The 13,686-nt window shown below is 69.4% G+C and carries 14 protein-coding genes; 2 read left to right on the top strand and 12 right to left on the bottom strand.

Going from position 1 to position 13,686, the window contains the following annotated elements:
- Positions 1–24 precede the first annotated feature (24 nt).
- A complete protein-coding gene (locus QC180_RS17785; protein ID WP_278263875.1) occupies positions 25–294 on the top strand; it encodes a DUF2631 domain-containing protein in 270 nt (89 codons plus the stop codon).
- Between the two features lie 64 nt (positions 295–358).
- Here the strand turns inward: QC180_RS17785 and QC180_RS17780 are convergent, their stop codons facing one another.
- The 7 genes from QC180_RS17780 to rlmN form a co-directional block, all read right to left on the bottom strand.
- Positions 359–1,324, bottom strand: coding sequence for a LysR family transcriptional regulator (locus tag QC180_RS17780; protein WP_278263874.1), 966 nt, complete (start codon positions 1,322–1,324; stop codon positions 359–361).
- A 43-nt stretch (positions 1,325–1,367) separates the two neighbouring features.
- A complete protein-coding gene (locus tag QC180_RS17775; protein ID WP_474646471.1) occupies positions 1,368–2,513 on the bottom strand; it encodes a serine/threonine-protein kinase in 1,146 nt (381 codons plus the stop codon).
- Between the two features lie 75 nt (positions 2,514–2,588).
- Positions 2,589–4,349 carry a serine/threonine-protein kinase gene (locus QC180_RS17770; RefSeq protein ID WP_278263873.1) on the bottom strand — a complete coding sequence of 587 codons (1,761 nt, stop codon included), beginning with the start codon at positions 4,347–4,349 and terminating at the stop codon, positions 2,589–2,591.
- A gap of 53 nt (positions 4,350–4,402) precedes the next feature.
- Positions 4,403–5,842, bottom strand: coding sequence for a protein kinase domain-containing protein (locus QC180_RS17765; RefSeq protein WP_278264085.1), 1,440 nt, complete (start codon positions 5,840–5,842; stop codon positions 4,403–4,405).
- Positions 5,725–6,042 (bottom strand): hypothetical protein, encoded by a 318-nt coding sequence (locus QC180_RS17760; RefSeq protein WP_278264084.1) that lies wholly within the window; start codon positions 6,040–6,042, stop codon positions 5,725–5,727. Before QC180_RS17760 ends, QC180_RS17765 begins: the two co-directional genes overlap by 118 nt.
- A gap of 165 nt (positions 6,043–6,207) precedes the next feature.
- Entirely contained in the window at positions 6,208–6,630 is a 423-nt protein-coding gene (locus tag QC180_RS17755; RefSeq protein WP_278263872.1) for an uL11 family ribosomal protein, read from the bottom strand.
- Between the two features lie 291 nt (positions 6,631–6,921).
- Complete coding sequence (gene rlmN / locus QC180_RS17750; protein ID WP_278263871.1) at positions 6,922–8,031, bottom strand: dual-specificity RNA methyltransferase RlmN; 1,110 nt, start codon at positions 8,029–8,031, stop codon at positions 6,922–6,924.
- Between the two features lie 113 nt (positions 8,032–8,144).
- On the opposite strand from rlmN, the gene QC180_RS17745 reads away from it, so the two are divergent.
- Positions 8,145–8,516: a LapA family protein gene (locus tag QC180_RS17745; RefSeq protein ID WP_278263870.1), complete on the top strand. Its 372-nt coding sequence runs from the start codon at positions 8,145–8,147 to the stop codon at positions 8,514–8,516.
- A gap of 7 nt (positions 8,517–8,523) precedes the next feature.
- Here QC180_RS17745 and QC180_RS17740 read toward each other — a convergent pair whose 3' ends face one another.
- The 5 genes from QC180_RS17740 to rpsB form a co-directional block, all read right to left on the bottom strand.
- Positions 8,524–9,402, bottom strand: a complete 879-nt coding sequence (locus tag QC180_RS17740) for a phosphatidate cytidylyltransferase (protein ID WP_278264083.1) — start codon at positions 9,400–9,402, stop codon at positions 8,524–8,526.
- A 111-nt stretch (positions 9,403–9,513) separates the two neighbouring features.
- The gene (gene frr, locus QC180_RS17735) at positions 9,514–10,071 is read right to left on the bottom strand and encodes a ribosome recycling factor (RefSeq protein ID WP_278263869.1); all 558 of its coding nucleotides are present in this window, start codon (positions 10,069–10,071) and stop codon (positions 9,514–9,516) included.
- 46 nt (positions 10,072–10,117) lie between these two features.
- On the bottom strand, positions 10,118–10,846 hold the full coding sequence (gene pyrH, locus QC180_RS17730) for a UMP kinase (protein ID WP_278263868.1): 729 nt from the start codon (positions 10,844–10,846) through the stop codon (positions 10,118–10,120).
- A gap of 232 nt (positions 10,847–11,078) precedes the next feature.
- Positions 11,079–11,903: a translation elongation factor Ts gene (gene tsf, locus QC180_RS17725; protein ID WP_278263867.1), complete on the bottom strand. Its 825-nt coding sequence runs from the start codon at positions 11,901–11,903 to the stop codon at positions 11,079–11,081.
- A gap of 109 nt (positions 11,904–12,012) precedes the next feature.
- Entirely contained in the window at positions 12,013–12,876 is an 864-nt protein-coding gene (rpsB, locus tag QC180_RS17720) for a 30S ribosomal protein S2 (RefSeq protein ID WP_278263866.1), read from the bottom strand.
- Positions 12,877–13,686: the final 810 nt, after the last annotated feature.

Raw genomic sequence — 13,686 nt, 5'->3', positions numbered from 1 at the left:
TTACTCGAGCCCTAAGGAGCGATCGTGGCCGCCACGGACCTCGAAAAAGTCAGCACCGAGCGCCCTGTCGCCACCACCGTCGACCCCGCCGAGGTGCCCTCGGCCGCCTGGGGCTGGAGCGGTGAGTCGCGCAAGACCGCGCGCATCGCGGCGTGGGCCGTCATTGTCGCCCTGCTCGGCATGACCATCGGCAACCACCAGGGCCATGTCGAGGACATCTTCCTCATCGGCCTGGCCGCGCTGATGGCGGCCATCCTGGTCATCGACTCGCTGACCCAGCGCATCCCGAAGTAACCTTCGGCACCGAAGACATTCCGCCCGCGGCCGCGACATTCTCGCGGCCGCGGGCGTTTTCGTGTCAGCGCCCGCGTCGGGCACCCGGTTTGCGACCACCGCCGCGCTGGCCACCCTGCCGCGCGTTCTGCTTGGCCGCGGGCTTCTTGGGCTTGGCGGGCGCCTTCGCCCGACGCGGTGGCTCCGGCGCCGCGGCCACGCCGCGCGAACTGTTGGCCGAGCGTCCGCGCACGATGCCGACGAATTCCTCCACGAGCTCGCCATCGCCCCCCGTGGGCCAGGCCAGCGCGATCTCGGTGAACGGGGTGTCGCTGATCGGCCGGTAGACCAGATCGCGGCGGTGATGCAGGCGGGCGATGGACTGCGGCACGATGGTCGCTCCCCCGACGGCCGCGACCAGGGCGAGCGTGTCGGCTGCCTGGTCCAGATCGGTGCCGTCCTGGAGACGTTCGGCGGCCAGGTCGTCGGGGCTGATCGTGTCCTGCAGCGACAGTTCGTCGTCCTTCCGCACGACGGCGACGGGAGTCTCCTGCCACAGCGGGATCGCGTTCACCGCGGTGCGCTCGATCGGCAACCGGACGAAGCACAGGTCGACGCGCCCCTCCCGCAGCGCGGCCTCCTGCTCGCCCTGTGGCACCCCGACCACCTCGAGCGGATGCTCGGGCAGCCGCTCCCCCCAGATCCGCGCCCACTTCGACACCGTCACGCCCGGCACGAAACCCACCCGCAGGCTCGCGGGCGCCTCCGGCTTCTGCTCGCGCTCGGCCTGCTCGGCGGCACTGATCAGACCCCTGGCGTGGGCGAGCAGGGCGGCACCGTCCTCGGTCAGCGTCGTGGGCGAGGCGCCGGGCACGAAGACCCGCGTGCCGAGTTCCCCCTCCAGCTCGATGACGGTGGCGCTGAGCGCCTGCCGCGAGATCCTCAGCCCCTTGGCCGCGCGCGCGAAGTGCAGTTCCTCGGCCACGGCGACGAAGCGACGCAACCGGGCGAGGTCGATGGAGTCGGCGGCGGTGACGTCGAAGTCGCTCATTCTGACCAGAATATGGCACCCGCCGAACCGGCGGACGCGCCGATCACAGGTTGAGCAGCACCGCGACCAGCACCATGACCCCCGCCACCACACCGAGCACCAGCAGATAGGTGCCCAGCACCGATCCCCAGTTGTTGCGCGCGGGCGGCACCGGACGCGGCACCGGCATGACGGGCTGCTGCCACGGCTGCGCCACGACCGGGCGCGGCATCTGCTGCGGCGGGATCGGCGCCGCGACCGGGTACGGCCCGGCGGGCGTGCCCTGCGCGTTGAGCGGGCGCATCGGCTGCATCCCGACGAACGGGGTGGGCTGGACGTGCGCGCCCGAGGTCGGCCGGGCGAGCGGACGGGCGCCGGTCGTCGGGGTCCGCAGCGCGCGCTGGGCGGCGTCGACGAATTCCTCACAGGAGGTGAACCGGTCGGCCGGACGCTTGGCCAGCGCGCGCGACATCACCGCGTCGAGCACCGGCGGCAGCCCCGCCCGACGCGGGCTCACCGGCGGCGGCGGGGACTGCAGGTGCCCGGTGATCACCGCGGCCGGGCTGGCCGACTCGAACGGCGCCGAGCCGGTCAGCAGGGTGAACAGAGTGCAGGCCAGCGAGTACTGGTCGGCGCGGTGGTCCAGCGGGACGCCGGTGAGCTGCTCGGGCGCCGCATAGGCCAGGGTCGCGGTGAAGGAGCCGGTCTCGGTGAGATGGCCGGAGTCGTCACGCAGCCGGGCGATGCCGAAGTCGGTGAGATACACCCGCTCCTGACTGTTGGACCGGGCCAGCAGGATATTGGCCGGTTTCACGTCACGGTGCAGGACCCCGGCGCGATGGGCGTAGTCCAGGGCCGCGGCGGTCTCGCCGATGATCTGCAACGCGCGGTCGGGGGGCAGTGTGGCGGGATCGAGGGTGGACGCGTCGACCCCGTCGATGTACTGCATGCTGATCCACAGCTGGTCGTCCTCGACGCCACGGTCGAACACGGTGACGATATTGGGGTGGTCGAGCTGGGCGACCAGATCGGCCTCCCGTTCGAACCTGGCCCTGATCTCCTTGTCGGTGAACAGTTCCTGATTCAGCAGCTTCAGCGCCGTCCAGCGGGGCAGGCGCGGATGCCGGGCCAGGTAGACCGACCCCATCCCGCCACGACCGAGCTGCCGGTCGATGGTGTATCCGGCGAATACCGTTCCGTCAGAAACCACGCTGACCCCCGAATCTGGCTCGTCGTCCGACGCGCTGGACCCTACCAAACGGTGTACACCCCGGGTCCGGGTCACTCACAGTGGAGCCGTGGCGACCTGGGCGGCCAGTTCCTCGACGTGGTCGCCGGTGAACCGAGGAATGGTGAACAACACGAAGCGCCCGCGCGCGGGATCGGTGAATTGCGAGACCACCGTCGACGTCTCGACGCCGTGGCCGGAGCGGAACAACACCTTCCGGTCCAGGCGCCCGGGCCCGGTGCTCGTCCCCCGATCCTGGGCCGCGGCGACGAAGTCGGTGACGGCTTTGTCGGCCGCCGACGCCGTGCGATAGCTGTAGAAGCGGTAGGCGAAGCCGCTGTCGTCGGGACTCAGACATTCCCAGCGGGCCTGCCAGCCGTCGAAGGCGGAGACCGCACCCTCCGCGCCGTAGAAGCTCTTCCAACTCGGCGCCGCACGACAGGTCGTACCGAAGTGGCCGTCGGTGGCCTCGTACGAGTCCGGCAGCATGCCGGGGAAGGCCGCCGCCATGGCGTTCAGATCCTGATGTCCGCGCGAGCGGCCCAGTTGCAGGGCGAGGAAACCGGTGTCGTCGCGCCAGGCCCAGACACCCGCGCCGATGACGAGGGCCGAGATCAAGACCAGGGCGATCGGCCAGCGGCGACGACGCCGGGGCGGGGCCGGATACGGTTGCCGCGGGACGGGGTACGGCGGCGCCGACGGAAATCCCGGATGGCCCTGCGGAACCGACGCTGCGAGGGCGGACCGCGACGCGGCGGCGGGCATGACCCCGTGGGGACGATCCGCGGTGGAGCCGACGCCCTGGGGAACCCGCGCGGCGGGCATGACCCCCTGCGGAGTCACGGCGGATCCTGCCCCTCGGGGAGCCTGCGCGGCGCCGATCATGGCCTGCTGCGGACGATCCGCGACGGCGGACGGGACGTGCTGGGGACGGTGCGCGGGCGGGGCAGCCGAAGCGGGGTGGGCAGGTCGGAGCGGGTTCCCTGCGCCGCCGGGCCGCTCCACGGCCGAGCGCGCGGCGGCGGCGAATTCCGCGCACGAGTCGTAGCGCTCGCCAGGGCGTTTGGCCAGGGCCCGGGCCAGCACCGCGTCCAGGGCGGCGGGCAGGTCGGGCCGGTGGGTGCGCGGTGACGGGGGCGTGGACTGCAGATGCCCCTGGATGACCTGCACCGGATTGTCCGCCTCGTACGGCGCTACCCCGGTCAGCAGCGAATACAGCGTGCAGGCCAGCGCGTACTGGTCGGTGCGGTGGTCCAGGTCGGCGCCGGTGAGCTGCTCGGGCGCGGCGAAGGCCAGGGTGGCGGTGAAGGTGCCGGTGCGGGTGAGGTGGTGCGCGTCGTCGCGGGGACGGGCGATGCCGAAATCGGCGAGCAGCACGCGTCGGCTGCCACCGGTGCCCGTCAGCAGGATATTGGCCGGTTTCACGTCGCGATGCAGGATGCCGGACCGGTGGGCGTGATCGAGCGCGGCGGCGGTGCCCTCGATGATGTGCAGCGCGGTCTCGACCGGAACCGGATGCGCGAGCGTGGCCGCGTCCGTCCCGTCGACGAACTGCATGCTGATCCACAGGCGTCCGTCATCGACGCCCCGGTCGTAGACGGTGACGATATTGGGGTGTTCGAGCTGGGCGGCCAGATCGGCTTCGCGTTCGAAGCGTGCCCGGATCTCGGTGTCGGCGAACAGCTCCGGGTTCAGCACCTTCAGCGCGATCTGCCGTGGCAATCGCGGGTGTCGCGCCAGGAACACCGACCCCATGCCGCCCTGGCCCAGCTGCCGGTCGATGGTGTATCCCGCGAACACCGTGCCGGTAGAAATCATCCCGCCCCCGAATTTCGTTGTCCGACCGGACCTTATCAAGGCCTCGAAACGACTCAGCCCAGTGGGAAGGTGGCGATCTCGGCGAGCAGGCCCGGTTCGATCTGATCGGCCTGGGGATGCTGCGGGCCGTCGGAATCCTGGTAGAACAGCAGCACCCAGCGCTCGCGACCGGGCTCGTCGAAGGTGGAGACCACCGCCGACCCCGCGTAGAGCTCGAGTTCGGCGCTCTTGCGCCCGCGCAGGTGATCGGTCCGGGTGCCCGTGGTGGACGTGCCGTTCTCGGTGGTCTCGGCGAAGAAGCGCGACACCACGCTGTCGGCCAGTTCGGCGGTCGGATAGACGAGGAAGGCGTACCGGGCGCCGTCGTGGGTCTTGTCCTCGCAACTCCATTTCGCCGAGAAGCCGTCGAACCGCTTGGTCCAGAATTCGCTGTAGCGATCGGTCTCCCGATGCCCGTCGCAGCGACGGCCGTCATATCCCTTGCCGCTGTCGTATCCGCTCGGCACCATCTGGGGGAAGGCGGCGTGCAGGGCGTCCATGTCCTGGTGGCCGCGGGTGTGGCCGAGCAGTTCGGCCACCACGGTGTCCTCGTCCTGCCAGGCCCAGGTCCCGACGGGCAGGGCGAGCACGCACGCCACGGCGAGGGCGATCAGCCTGCGCACGCGACGTCGGGGATCGGTCGACTCCGGTCCGGAAGACGGCTGGACCGACCCACCCGGCGCTCCGGGATACGGCCACGCGCCGGGTGCGGAACCCGGATGGGGTGGACCGCCGTATCGCGGGTCGGGGCCACCCTGGTTCGGTGGACCGAGCGGATACACGCCACCGGGCGCGGGAGCGAAGGCGCTCGGGCTCTGCACGGGCACGGCGCTACTCGGACCTGTCTGCGGCCGCGCGGCTCCAGCTCCAGGGAGGCGACCACCACCCGAGACCGTCGGCTGACCGACCGCTCCGCCGAGAGCATGCCGGGCGGCGGCCGCGAACTCCGCGCACGAATCGAACCGGTCGGCGGGACGCTTGGCCAGGGCGCGCGTCACCACCGCATCCACAGCGAGTGGCAGGTCGGGGCGGTGGGCGTGCAGTGACGGCGGCGGCGATTGCAGATGCCCCTGGATGACCCGGACCGGATTGTCCGCCTCGAACGGCGCGACCCCCGCCAGCAGCGAGTACAGCGTGCAGGCCAGCGAGTACTGGTCGGTGCGGTGGTCCAGCGCGGCGCCGGTGAGCTGCTCGGGCGCCGCGAAAGCCAGGGTGGCGGTGAACGAGCCGGTCTGGGTGAGGTGGTGCACGTCCTCGCGCAGGCGGGCGATACCGAAGTCGGTGAGCAGGACGCGCCGATCACCGTCGGCGTCGGCCAGCAGGATATTGGCCGGTTTCACGTCCCGGTGCAGCACCCCGGCGCGGTGGGCGTGGTCGAGCGCGGCCGCCGTGCCCTCGACGATGTGCAGCGCGAGCGCGGCGTCGACCAGGTGCGGCAGCGTCGCGGCGTCCACACCGTCGACGAACTGCATGCTGATCCACAGCTTCCCGTCCTCGGCCCCCGGTCGTAGACGGTGACGATATTCGGGTGCTCGAGCTGCGCGGCGAGATCGGCCTCGCGCTCGAAGCGCGCCCGGATCTCGGTGTCGGCGAACAGTTCCGGATTCAGCAGCTTGAGCGCCGTCTGCCGAGGCAGACGCGGATGCCGCGCCAGGAACACCGACCCCATCCCGCCGCGCCCCAGCTGCCGCTCGATCGCGTACCCGGCGAAGACGTCCCCCGTCGCAAGCAATGGTCCCCCGTGAGTCCGGCCGATCCGTCCCGGCCGACGCGCCGACGACCACTACCAAAATAGACCGTCCCCCGTCGTCGGCGTCGCTCACTCCTCGACGCGCACCCCCATCGACCGGGCCGTCCCCGCCACGATCCGCATCGCCGCCTCCACATCTGTGGTGTTCAGATCCGGCAGCTTGCGCACCGCGATCCGCCGCAACTGCTCCCGCGTGAGCGCCCCGACCGGCACATGCCCTGGCTGCGGGGAACCACCCCGCCCCAACGCCGCCCGGATCAGCGACGCCGTCGGCGGCGTCTTGAGCCGCATGGTCCAGCGCCGACGGGCATCGATGGTGATGACCGCCGGGATGATCTCCCCCCGCCGATCCGCCGTCGCCGCGTCATAGCGACGTTTGACCTCGAACGGAGGAATCCCGGTGGGACCGAGCATCTTCCCGAGAACCATCAGCGAGGCATTACCCGCCTCGAGCTCGAGAGTGACTGTGACAGAACCTGTTCCGCGCGCCATAGTCAACGATCTCGGACCCACACCTCGATCCGATCCCACGACGATAACGCCTGGGCCGCAACACGTTCAGCGACAGCCGCACCAACGTCGGGACGCCCGCGACGAAGCCGCGCGCACTACCTACCCAAGCCGCCCTCGAACCCTCGTCTGGATCGACTTGTCCATCCCTTTGCCGCGAGCACCCTGGCTCTTCATAGGCAGGTCGAGCCCAGCGGTCAACTGGTGGTCGGCAGCATGACCGTGGTCAGGCGAAAGAGGTCGACCGAACCGACACAAACCGTCGCCCCTGGATCAGCCCTCAGCAGCCAATTGCCCACACGCAGCAGCGATCTCCTGCCCTCGCGTGTCCCGCACCGTGCACGACACCCCCTGCGCGATCACCCGCCGCACGAACTCCTTCTCGACCGGCTTGGGACTGGCATCCCACTCACTGCCCGGAGTCGGGTTGAGCGGGATCAGGTTCACGTGCACGAGCGGGCCCAGAGCCTTGTGCAGCTTCTTACCGAGCATGTCCGCCCGCCACGGCTGATCATTCACATCGCGGATCAACGCGTACTCGATCGACACCCGACGCCCGGACTTGTCCGCGTAATACCGTGCGGCATCGAGCACTTCGGCGATCGACCACCGATTGTTCACAGGCACCAGGGTGTCACGCAGTTCATCGTCGGGGGTGTGCAACGACACCGCCAAACGCACCGACATGTCCTCGTCGGCCAGCTTGCGGATCGCGGGCGCGAGCCCGACCGTCGACACCGTCACCGACCGCTGTGAGATCCCGAGCCCGTCGGGTGCGGGCGCGGTGATGCGGCGGACCGCGTTCACCACCCGCTTGTAGTTGGCCAGAGGCTCCCCCATGCCCATGAACACGATGTTGGACAGGCGGCCGGGGCCGCCGTGTACTTCACCGTCACGGAGGGCGGCGGCCGCGGCGCGCACCTGGTCGACGATTTCCGCGGTCGACAGGTTGCGGTTGAGTCCGGCCTGGCCGGTCGCGCAGAACGGGCAGGCCATGCCGCAACCCGCCTGGCTGGAGATGCACAGGGTGTTGCGGTCGGGGTAGCGCATGAGCACGCTCTCCAGCAGGGTGCCGTCGTGCGCGCGCCACAGCGTCTTGCGGGTGTCTCCGGAGTCGCAGGCCAGGTGGCGCACCACCGACAGCAGCGGCGGGAACAGCGTTTCGCCGACCTTGGCGCGCACGTCGGCGGGCAGGTCGGTCATCAGGGCGGGGTCGGCCTGCAGGCGGCCGTAGTACTGGCGGGCGAGTTGGTCGGCCCGGAACTTCGGCAGGCCCAGTTCCTGCACCGCGGTCTTGCGCTCGTCCGCGTCGAGATCGGCGAGGTGGCGCGGCGGCATACCGCGACGCGGGGCATCGAAGACAAGGGGCAGGGAGGTGGCCATAATGCCACCATTGTCCCAAACGCGACCGAGGCCCCGGTGGGCGGGCCGCCACGCCGGGCGACGTTATCGAGAAGATGCGTGCACCGGCCATAGCCGTCGGCCATGATCGAGGCATGTCCACCAACGCAGAATCGGGCGCCACACCGGCCGCTCGGGAGCCGGTCCCCGAGCCCACCGACGGCAAACACCACAAGCGGGTGCCCGCCGATCAGGCCCCCACCCGGCGGCCGACACCGGACGCCCTGATCAAGTCACGCACCGGCTACACCTGGATCGGCCTGCTGGCCGCGGCCATCCTCGGCATCGTGCTGCTCATCTTCATCATCCAGAATCTCGACCAGACCAAGGTCCAGCTGCTGTTCTGGGACTTCTCGCTGCCGCTGGGCGTCACCGTGCTGCTCTCGGTGATCGTGGGCGCGCTGGTGATGGGCCTGGTCGGCGGCGTGCGCATCCTGCAGTTGCGCCACGCCGCCAAGAAGCCCTGACCCGGCCTCAGAGCAGGGCGCTGAGCACCAGCCAGGACACGAACGCCGAAGGCAGCATCGAGTCGAGTCGGTCCATGATGCCGCCGTGCCCGGGCAGCAGCGTGCCCATGTCCTTGATGCCTAGCTCACGCTTGATCTGCGATTCGATCAGATCGCCCAGCGTCGCGACGAGCACCAGGCCCACACCGAGCACCACGCCGATCATCGAGTTGGCGTCGAGCAGCAGGGTGACGGTCAGCAGACCACCGATGACGCTGAACACCAGCGATCCGCAGAAACCCTCCCAGGACTTCTTCGGGCTGATCGCGGGCACCATCGGATGCCTGCCGAACAGCACACCGGCCACATAGCCGCCCACGTCGGAGCACACGACCAGGATCATGAAGGTCAGCACCCGCAGGTTGCCGTCGGGTTCGAGCAGCAGCAGCGTCGAGAACGAGGCCAGCAGCGGGATCCAGGACAGCGTGAAGATGGTGATCGCGGTGTCGCGCAGGAAGTTCTTCGGCGCCTGGCTCAGGCCGTGGTCGAACAATCGCCACACCATGCAGACCAGCGCCGTCGCCGCGAACGCGCCCACCACGCCCCGCGCACCCCATGGCCAGCCCAGCCAGAACACCGCCTGACCGCCCACCAGCAGCGGGATGCGCGGCACCAGCACGTCGGCCTCGCGCAGCCGCTTGGCGACCTCCCAGGTGGCCACGCCCACCGCCACCCCGACGACCCCGATGAACACCTTGGGGACGAACAGCAGGATCGCGATCAGCGACAGTCCCAGGCCCAGGCCGACCGCCAGCGCCGCGGGCAGGTTGCGACCCGCCCGCGAGGTCGACGCCACCGGCGCCGCGGGTGCGTCCGCGGGCGGTGCCGCGGCGATCTGGTCCGGCATCGGTTCCGGTGCCGCTCCGGTGGCGGCGGCGTCTTCGGCCACGATTGTCCCGTCGCTCAACTCGTCGTTCCGTTCATCCCCCGCACGAGCGGGACTGGCGAGATCTGGCGCTCAGACCTCGAGCAGTTCGGCTTCCTTGTGCTTGACCAGCTCATCGATCTGGCCCACGTACTTGGCGGTGGTCTTGTCGAGTTCCTTCTCGGCGCGCCCGACTTCGTCCTCGCCCGCTTCGCCATCCTTCTGGATCCGGCTCAGTTCGTCCATCGCCTTGCGGCGGACGTTGCGAATCGAGACCTTGGCATCCTCGCCCTTGCCCTTGGCCATCTTGACCATCTCGCGGCGGCGTTCCTCGGTGAGCTGCGGCACCGTGATGCGCAGGATGTCCCCGTTGTTGGTGGGGTTCACGCCCAGGTCGGAGTTGCGGATGGCGTTCTCGATCGGGCCGAGCTGGCTCTGCTCGTAGGGCTTGATCACGACCATGCGCGGCTCCGGCACGGTGATGCTCGACATCTGGGTGATCGGCGTCGGCGAGCCGTAGTAGTCGACCACGACGCGGGCGAACATGCCCGGGTTGGCGCGGCCGGTGCGGATGGTGCCTAGGTCGTCCTTCGCCACCGAGACGGCCTTCTCCATCTTCTCCTCGGCGTCGAAGAGCGCTTCATCAATCACGACCGGTTCCTCCACAGCGTCATCGTCATCTTCCGCGGTTGCGGGATCAGGACCGAACCAAGGTGCCGATGGGCTCACCGGCGACCGCGCGGGCAATATTGCCCTTGATCAACAAATTGAACACCAGCATCGGCATCTGGTTGTCCATGCACAAGCTGAACGCCGTCGCATCGGCGACCTTCAGCCCCTTCTCGATCACTTCCTTGTGGGTGATCTCGGTGAACATGCTCGCGTTCTCGTCCACGCGCGGGTCGGCGTCGAACACGCCGTCGACCGCCTTGGCCATCAGCACCACCTCGGCGCCGATCTCGAGGGCGCGCTGGGCGGCGGTGGTGTCGGTGGAGAAGTAGGGCATGCCCATCCCCGCGCCGAAGATCACCACGCGGCCCTTCTCCAGGTGTCGCTTGGCGCGCAGCGGGAGGTACGGCTCGGCGACCTGGCCCATCGTGATGGCGGTCTGCACGCGCGTGTCCACCCCCTGCTGCTGGAGGAAGTCCTGCAGCGCGAGGCTGTTCATGACGGTGCCGAGCATGCCCATGTAGTCCGAGCGGGCGCGTTCCATGCCGCGCTCCTCGAGCTCGGCGCCGCGGAAGAAGTTGCCGCCACCGATGACGACGGCGACCTGCACGCCGGTCTCGACGATCTCGGCGATCTGCTCGGCCACGGTCTGCACGACATCGGGATCGAGGCCGACCCCGCCGCCACCGAACATCTCCCCACCCAGCTTGAGCAGCACCCGGCGGTATCCAGGGCGGTCGTTACCCGGGTCGGTCATGGGTGGTCGTCTCCTTCGGCGAGGTCGAGAACTGTCGAACTGCGGGCACACGAATCAGCCGCACAGCAAGGCGAAGCGGCATCCATCCTGCCTTATCCGGTTCCCCTCGCCACACAAGACCCCCTCGCGTGACGCGGCGACCCCGGAACTGGGGGCAGCTGCCGCCGAGAATCGGCAAGAGCCCCTCGGAAGCGCACGGATGCTGCTCCCGAGGGGCTCTCGTTCAGGCGGATCAGGCCTGGCCGACCTCGAAACGGGCGAAGCGGGTCAGAGTGACACCGGCCTCGTCCAGCAGGGCCTTGACGGTCTTCTTCGAGTCGGTGACCGACGACTGCTCGAGCAGCACGACGTCCTTGAAGAAGCCGTTGACGCGGCCCTCGGTGATCTTCGGCAGCGCGGCCTCGGGCTTGCCCTCTTCGCGGGCGGTGGCCTCGGCGACGCGACGCTCGTTCTCGACCAGATCGGCCGGAACCTCGTCGCGGGTCACGTAGCGCGCCTTGAGCGCGGCGACCTGCATGGCGGCGGCGCGGGCGGCCTCCGCCGCGGCCTCGCCCTCACCGGTGTACTCGACCAGCACGCCGACGGCGGGCGGCAGGTCCGAGGCACGCTTGTGCAGGTAGGTGGCGACCTGTCCGTCGAAGGACACGACGCGACGCAGCTCCAGCTTCTCGCCGATCTTGGCGGCCAGCGCCTGCACGGCCTCGTCGACGGTGCCGTTGTCGAGCTTGAGCGCCTTCAGGGCGTCGAGATCGGCGGGCTTACCGGCGGCGGCGGCGGTGACGACGGCCTCGGCCAGCTCCTGGAACTCGGCGTTCTTGGCGACGAAGTCGGTCTCGGAGTTGATCTCGACCAGGACGCCGTCCTTGGCGATGACCAGGCCCTCGGCGGTCGCGCGCTCGGCGCGCTTGCCGACGTCCTTGGCGCCCTTGATGCGCAGCACCTCGACGGCCTTGTCGAAATCGCCGTCGGAGTCGGCCAGCGCGTTCTTGCAGTCCATCATGCCGGAGCCGGTGAGCTCCCGGAGCCGCTTCACATCAGCAGCGGTGTAGTTCGCCATCGGGGGCGAGCCTCCTCGTGTGTGGGGTGTCTGGGGGTTTACACCACCTTGCCGACCGCTTCTGAATTCAGAAGGGCCGGCAAGGTGAACGTAGAGCTAGGCGATCAGCTCAGAAGTCGGCCGGGGTGTGCTGCGCCGGGTCGGCCTTGACCTCGGCAGCGGCCTCGGCGGGCGTCTCGGCAGCGGCCTCGGCGGCCGGGGTCGCCTGAGCCAGCAGCTCCTGCTCCCACTCGGCGAGCGGCTCACCGGCGCCGGCCTCGGGCTTCGCGTCGCCGGAAGCCTGGCCCGCGCGGGCCTGCACGCCCTCGGCCACCGCGGAGGCGACGACCTTGGTCAGCAGAGCGGCGGAACGGATCGCGTCATCGTTACCCGGGATCGGGTAGTCGACCAGGTCGGGATCGCAGTTGGTGTCCAGGATCGCGATGACCGGGATGTTCAGCTTGCGCGCCTCGCCGACGGCGATGTGCTCCTTGTTGGTGTCGACGACCCAGATGGCCGAGGGCACCTTGGCCATGTCGCGGATACCACCGAGGGTGCGGTCCAGCTTGGTCATCTCACGCGTGAGCATGAGGATTTCCTTCTTGGTGCGACCCTCGAAGCCACCGGTCTGCTCCATGGCCTCGAGCTCCTTCAGGCGCTGCAGGCGCTTGTGGACGGTCGAGAAGTTGGTGAGCATGCCACCCAGCCAGCGCTGGTTGACGTAGGGCATCCCGACGCGAGTCGCCTCGGCCGCGATCGACTCCTGGGCCTGCTTCTTGGTGCCGACGAAGAGAACGGTGCCACCGTGGGCGACGGTCTCCTTGACGAACTCGTAGGCCTTGTCGATGTAGGTCAGCGTCTGCTGCAGGTCGATGATGTAGATGCCGTTGCGGTCGGTGAAGATGAACCGCTTCATCTTCGGGTTCCACCGACGAGTCTGGTGCCCGAAGTGCGCGCCGCTGTCGAGCAGCTGCTTCATGGTTACGACAGCCATAGCTCCCGTATCTCTCTTTCGTTGCCGGTTGACGCGGCCGATCGGTGATCGACTGCCCTGGCGCCACCGAAACCGCCGGACCCGATTCGAGAACCGGGACCAGCCGACGATTTCACTGTTCATCCGCTCGGAGAACTCGCGCGGACATGCCCTCTCGGAGGTCTGCGAACGAGCGACGACCGGATGGACGAGCACGGGTGGCGCGCGAAGTCGGTCCGCACCTCGGCGAAACGACACCGCCGAGCACAAACCGCGAGTTCAGTCTACGCGGAGCCGCGTCGAGGCCGAAATCGCCCCCTGGCGACGACCTGGGATTCCCATGGTGAAGTGCGAGATATCCACATCCGACGAAGTTGTCCCCATTCTCTCGAGGGCGGTTCCGGTGCGGTTCTCCGGCGCCCAGAGTGGGGGCATGACCACATTGACACGCATCCTGATCACGGCATTGCCCCTGCTCTGCGCCCTGGGAGTCCTCGGCGCGCCAGCGGCGGCTCATCCCTCCGATCCGCCCTGGCCCCCTGTGAACGAGCCGTCGCCGGGACTGCCGACTGAGCCTCCGTCGGACGGCCCGTCAGGTCAGCCAGCGGTCATGCCTCCGGCGGATTCTGTGTCGGCTCGGGAAGGCCGTGCTGTCCCTCCGTTCGTCACACCGGTCTCCCAGTTGCCGGTGGAAGTGCGGGTCGTCCAGTCGGCGGGGGTGCCGGTCGTCCGACCGCCGGTCGGCGTACAGCCGGGCGTCGTGCCATCCAAGCCCCGGTCTCCGGTGATGCCGTCCTGCGGTGGGAGTGGACACGCACGGATCTCGCCCGC

This window comes from Nocardia anocheti (assembly GCF_029675105.1).
Taxonomy (GTDB): domain Bacteria; phylum Actinomycetota; class Actinomycetes; order Mycobacteriales; family Mycobacteriaceae; genus Nocardia.
The sequence above is the reverse complement of the archived record's forward strand: the minus strand, read 5'-3'. Positions and strand labels throughout refer to the sequence as shown.

What these genes read in the sequence shown, in the direction of transcription:
- QC180_RS17755 (WP_278263872.1), bottom strand. Translation starts at nt 6,630, where the DNA reads ATGGCGCGCGGAACAGGTTCTGTCACAGTCACTCTCGAGCTCGAGGCG.
- pyrH (WP_278263868.1), bottom strand. Translation starts at nt 10,846, where the DNA reads ATGACCGACCCGGGTAACGACCGCCCTGGATACCGCCGGGTGCTGCTC.
- QC180_RS17740 (WP_278264083.1), bottom strand. Translation starts at nt 9,402, where the DNA reads ATGCCGGACCAGATCGCCGCGGCACCGCCCGCGGACGCACCCGCGGCG.
- QC180_RS17770 (WP_278263873.1), bottom strand. Translation starts at nt 4,349, where the DNA reads ATGATTTCTACCGGCACGGTGTTCGCGGGATACACCATCGACCGGCAG.
- rlmN (WP_278263871.1), bottom strand. Translation starts at nt 8,031, where the DNA reads ATGGCCACCTCCCTGCCCCTTGTCTTCGATGCCCCGCGTCGCGGTATG.
- QC180_RS17745 (WP_278263870.1), top strand. Translation starts at nt 8,145, where the DNA reads ATGTCCACCAACGCAGAATCGGGCGCCACACCGGCCGCTCGGGAGCCG.
- QC180_RS17780 (WP_278263874.1), bottom strand. Translation starts at nt 1,324, where the DNA reads ATGAGCGACTTCGACGTCACCGCCGCCGACTCCATCGACCTCGCCCGG.
- tsf (WP_278263867.1), bottom strand. Translation starts at nt 11,903, where the DNA reads ATGGCGAACTACACCGCTGCTGATGTGAAGCGGCTCCGGGAGCTCACC.
- rpsB (WP_278263866.1), bottom strand. Translation starts at nt 12,876, where the DNA reads ATGGCTGTCGTAACCATGAAGCAGCTGCTCGACAGCGGCGCGCACTTC.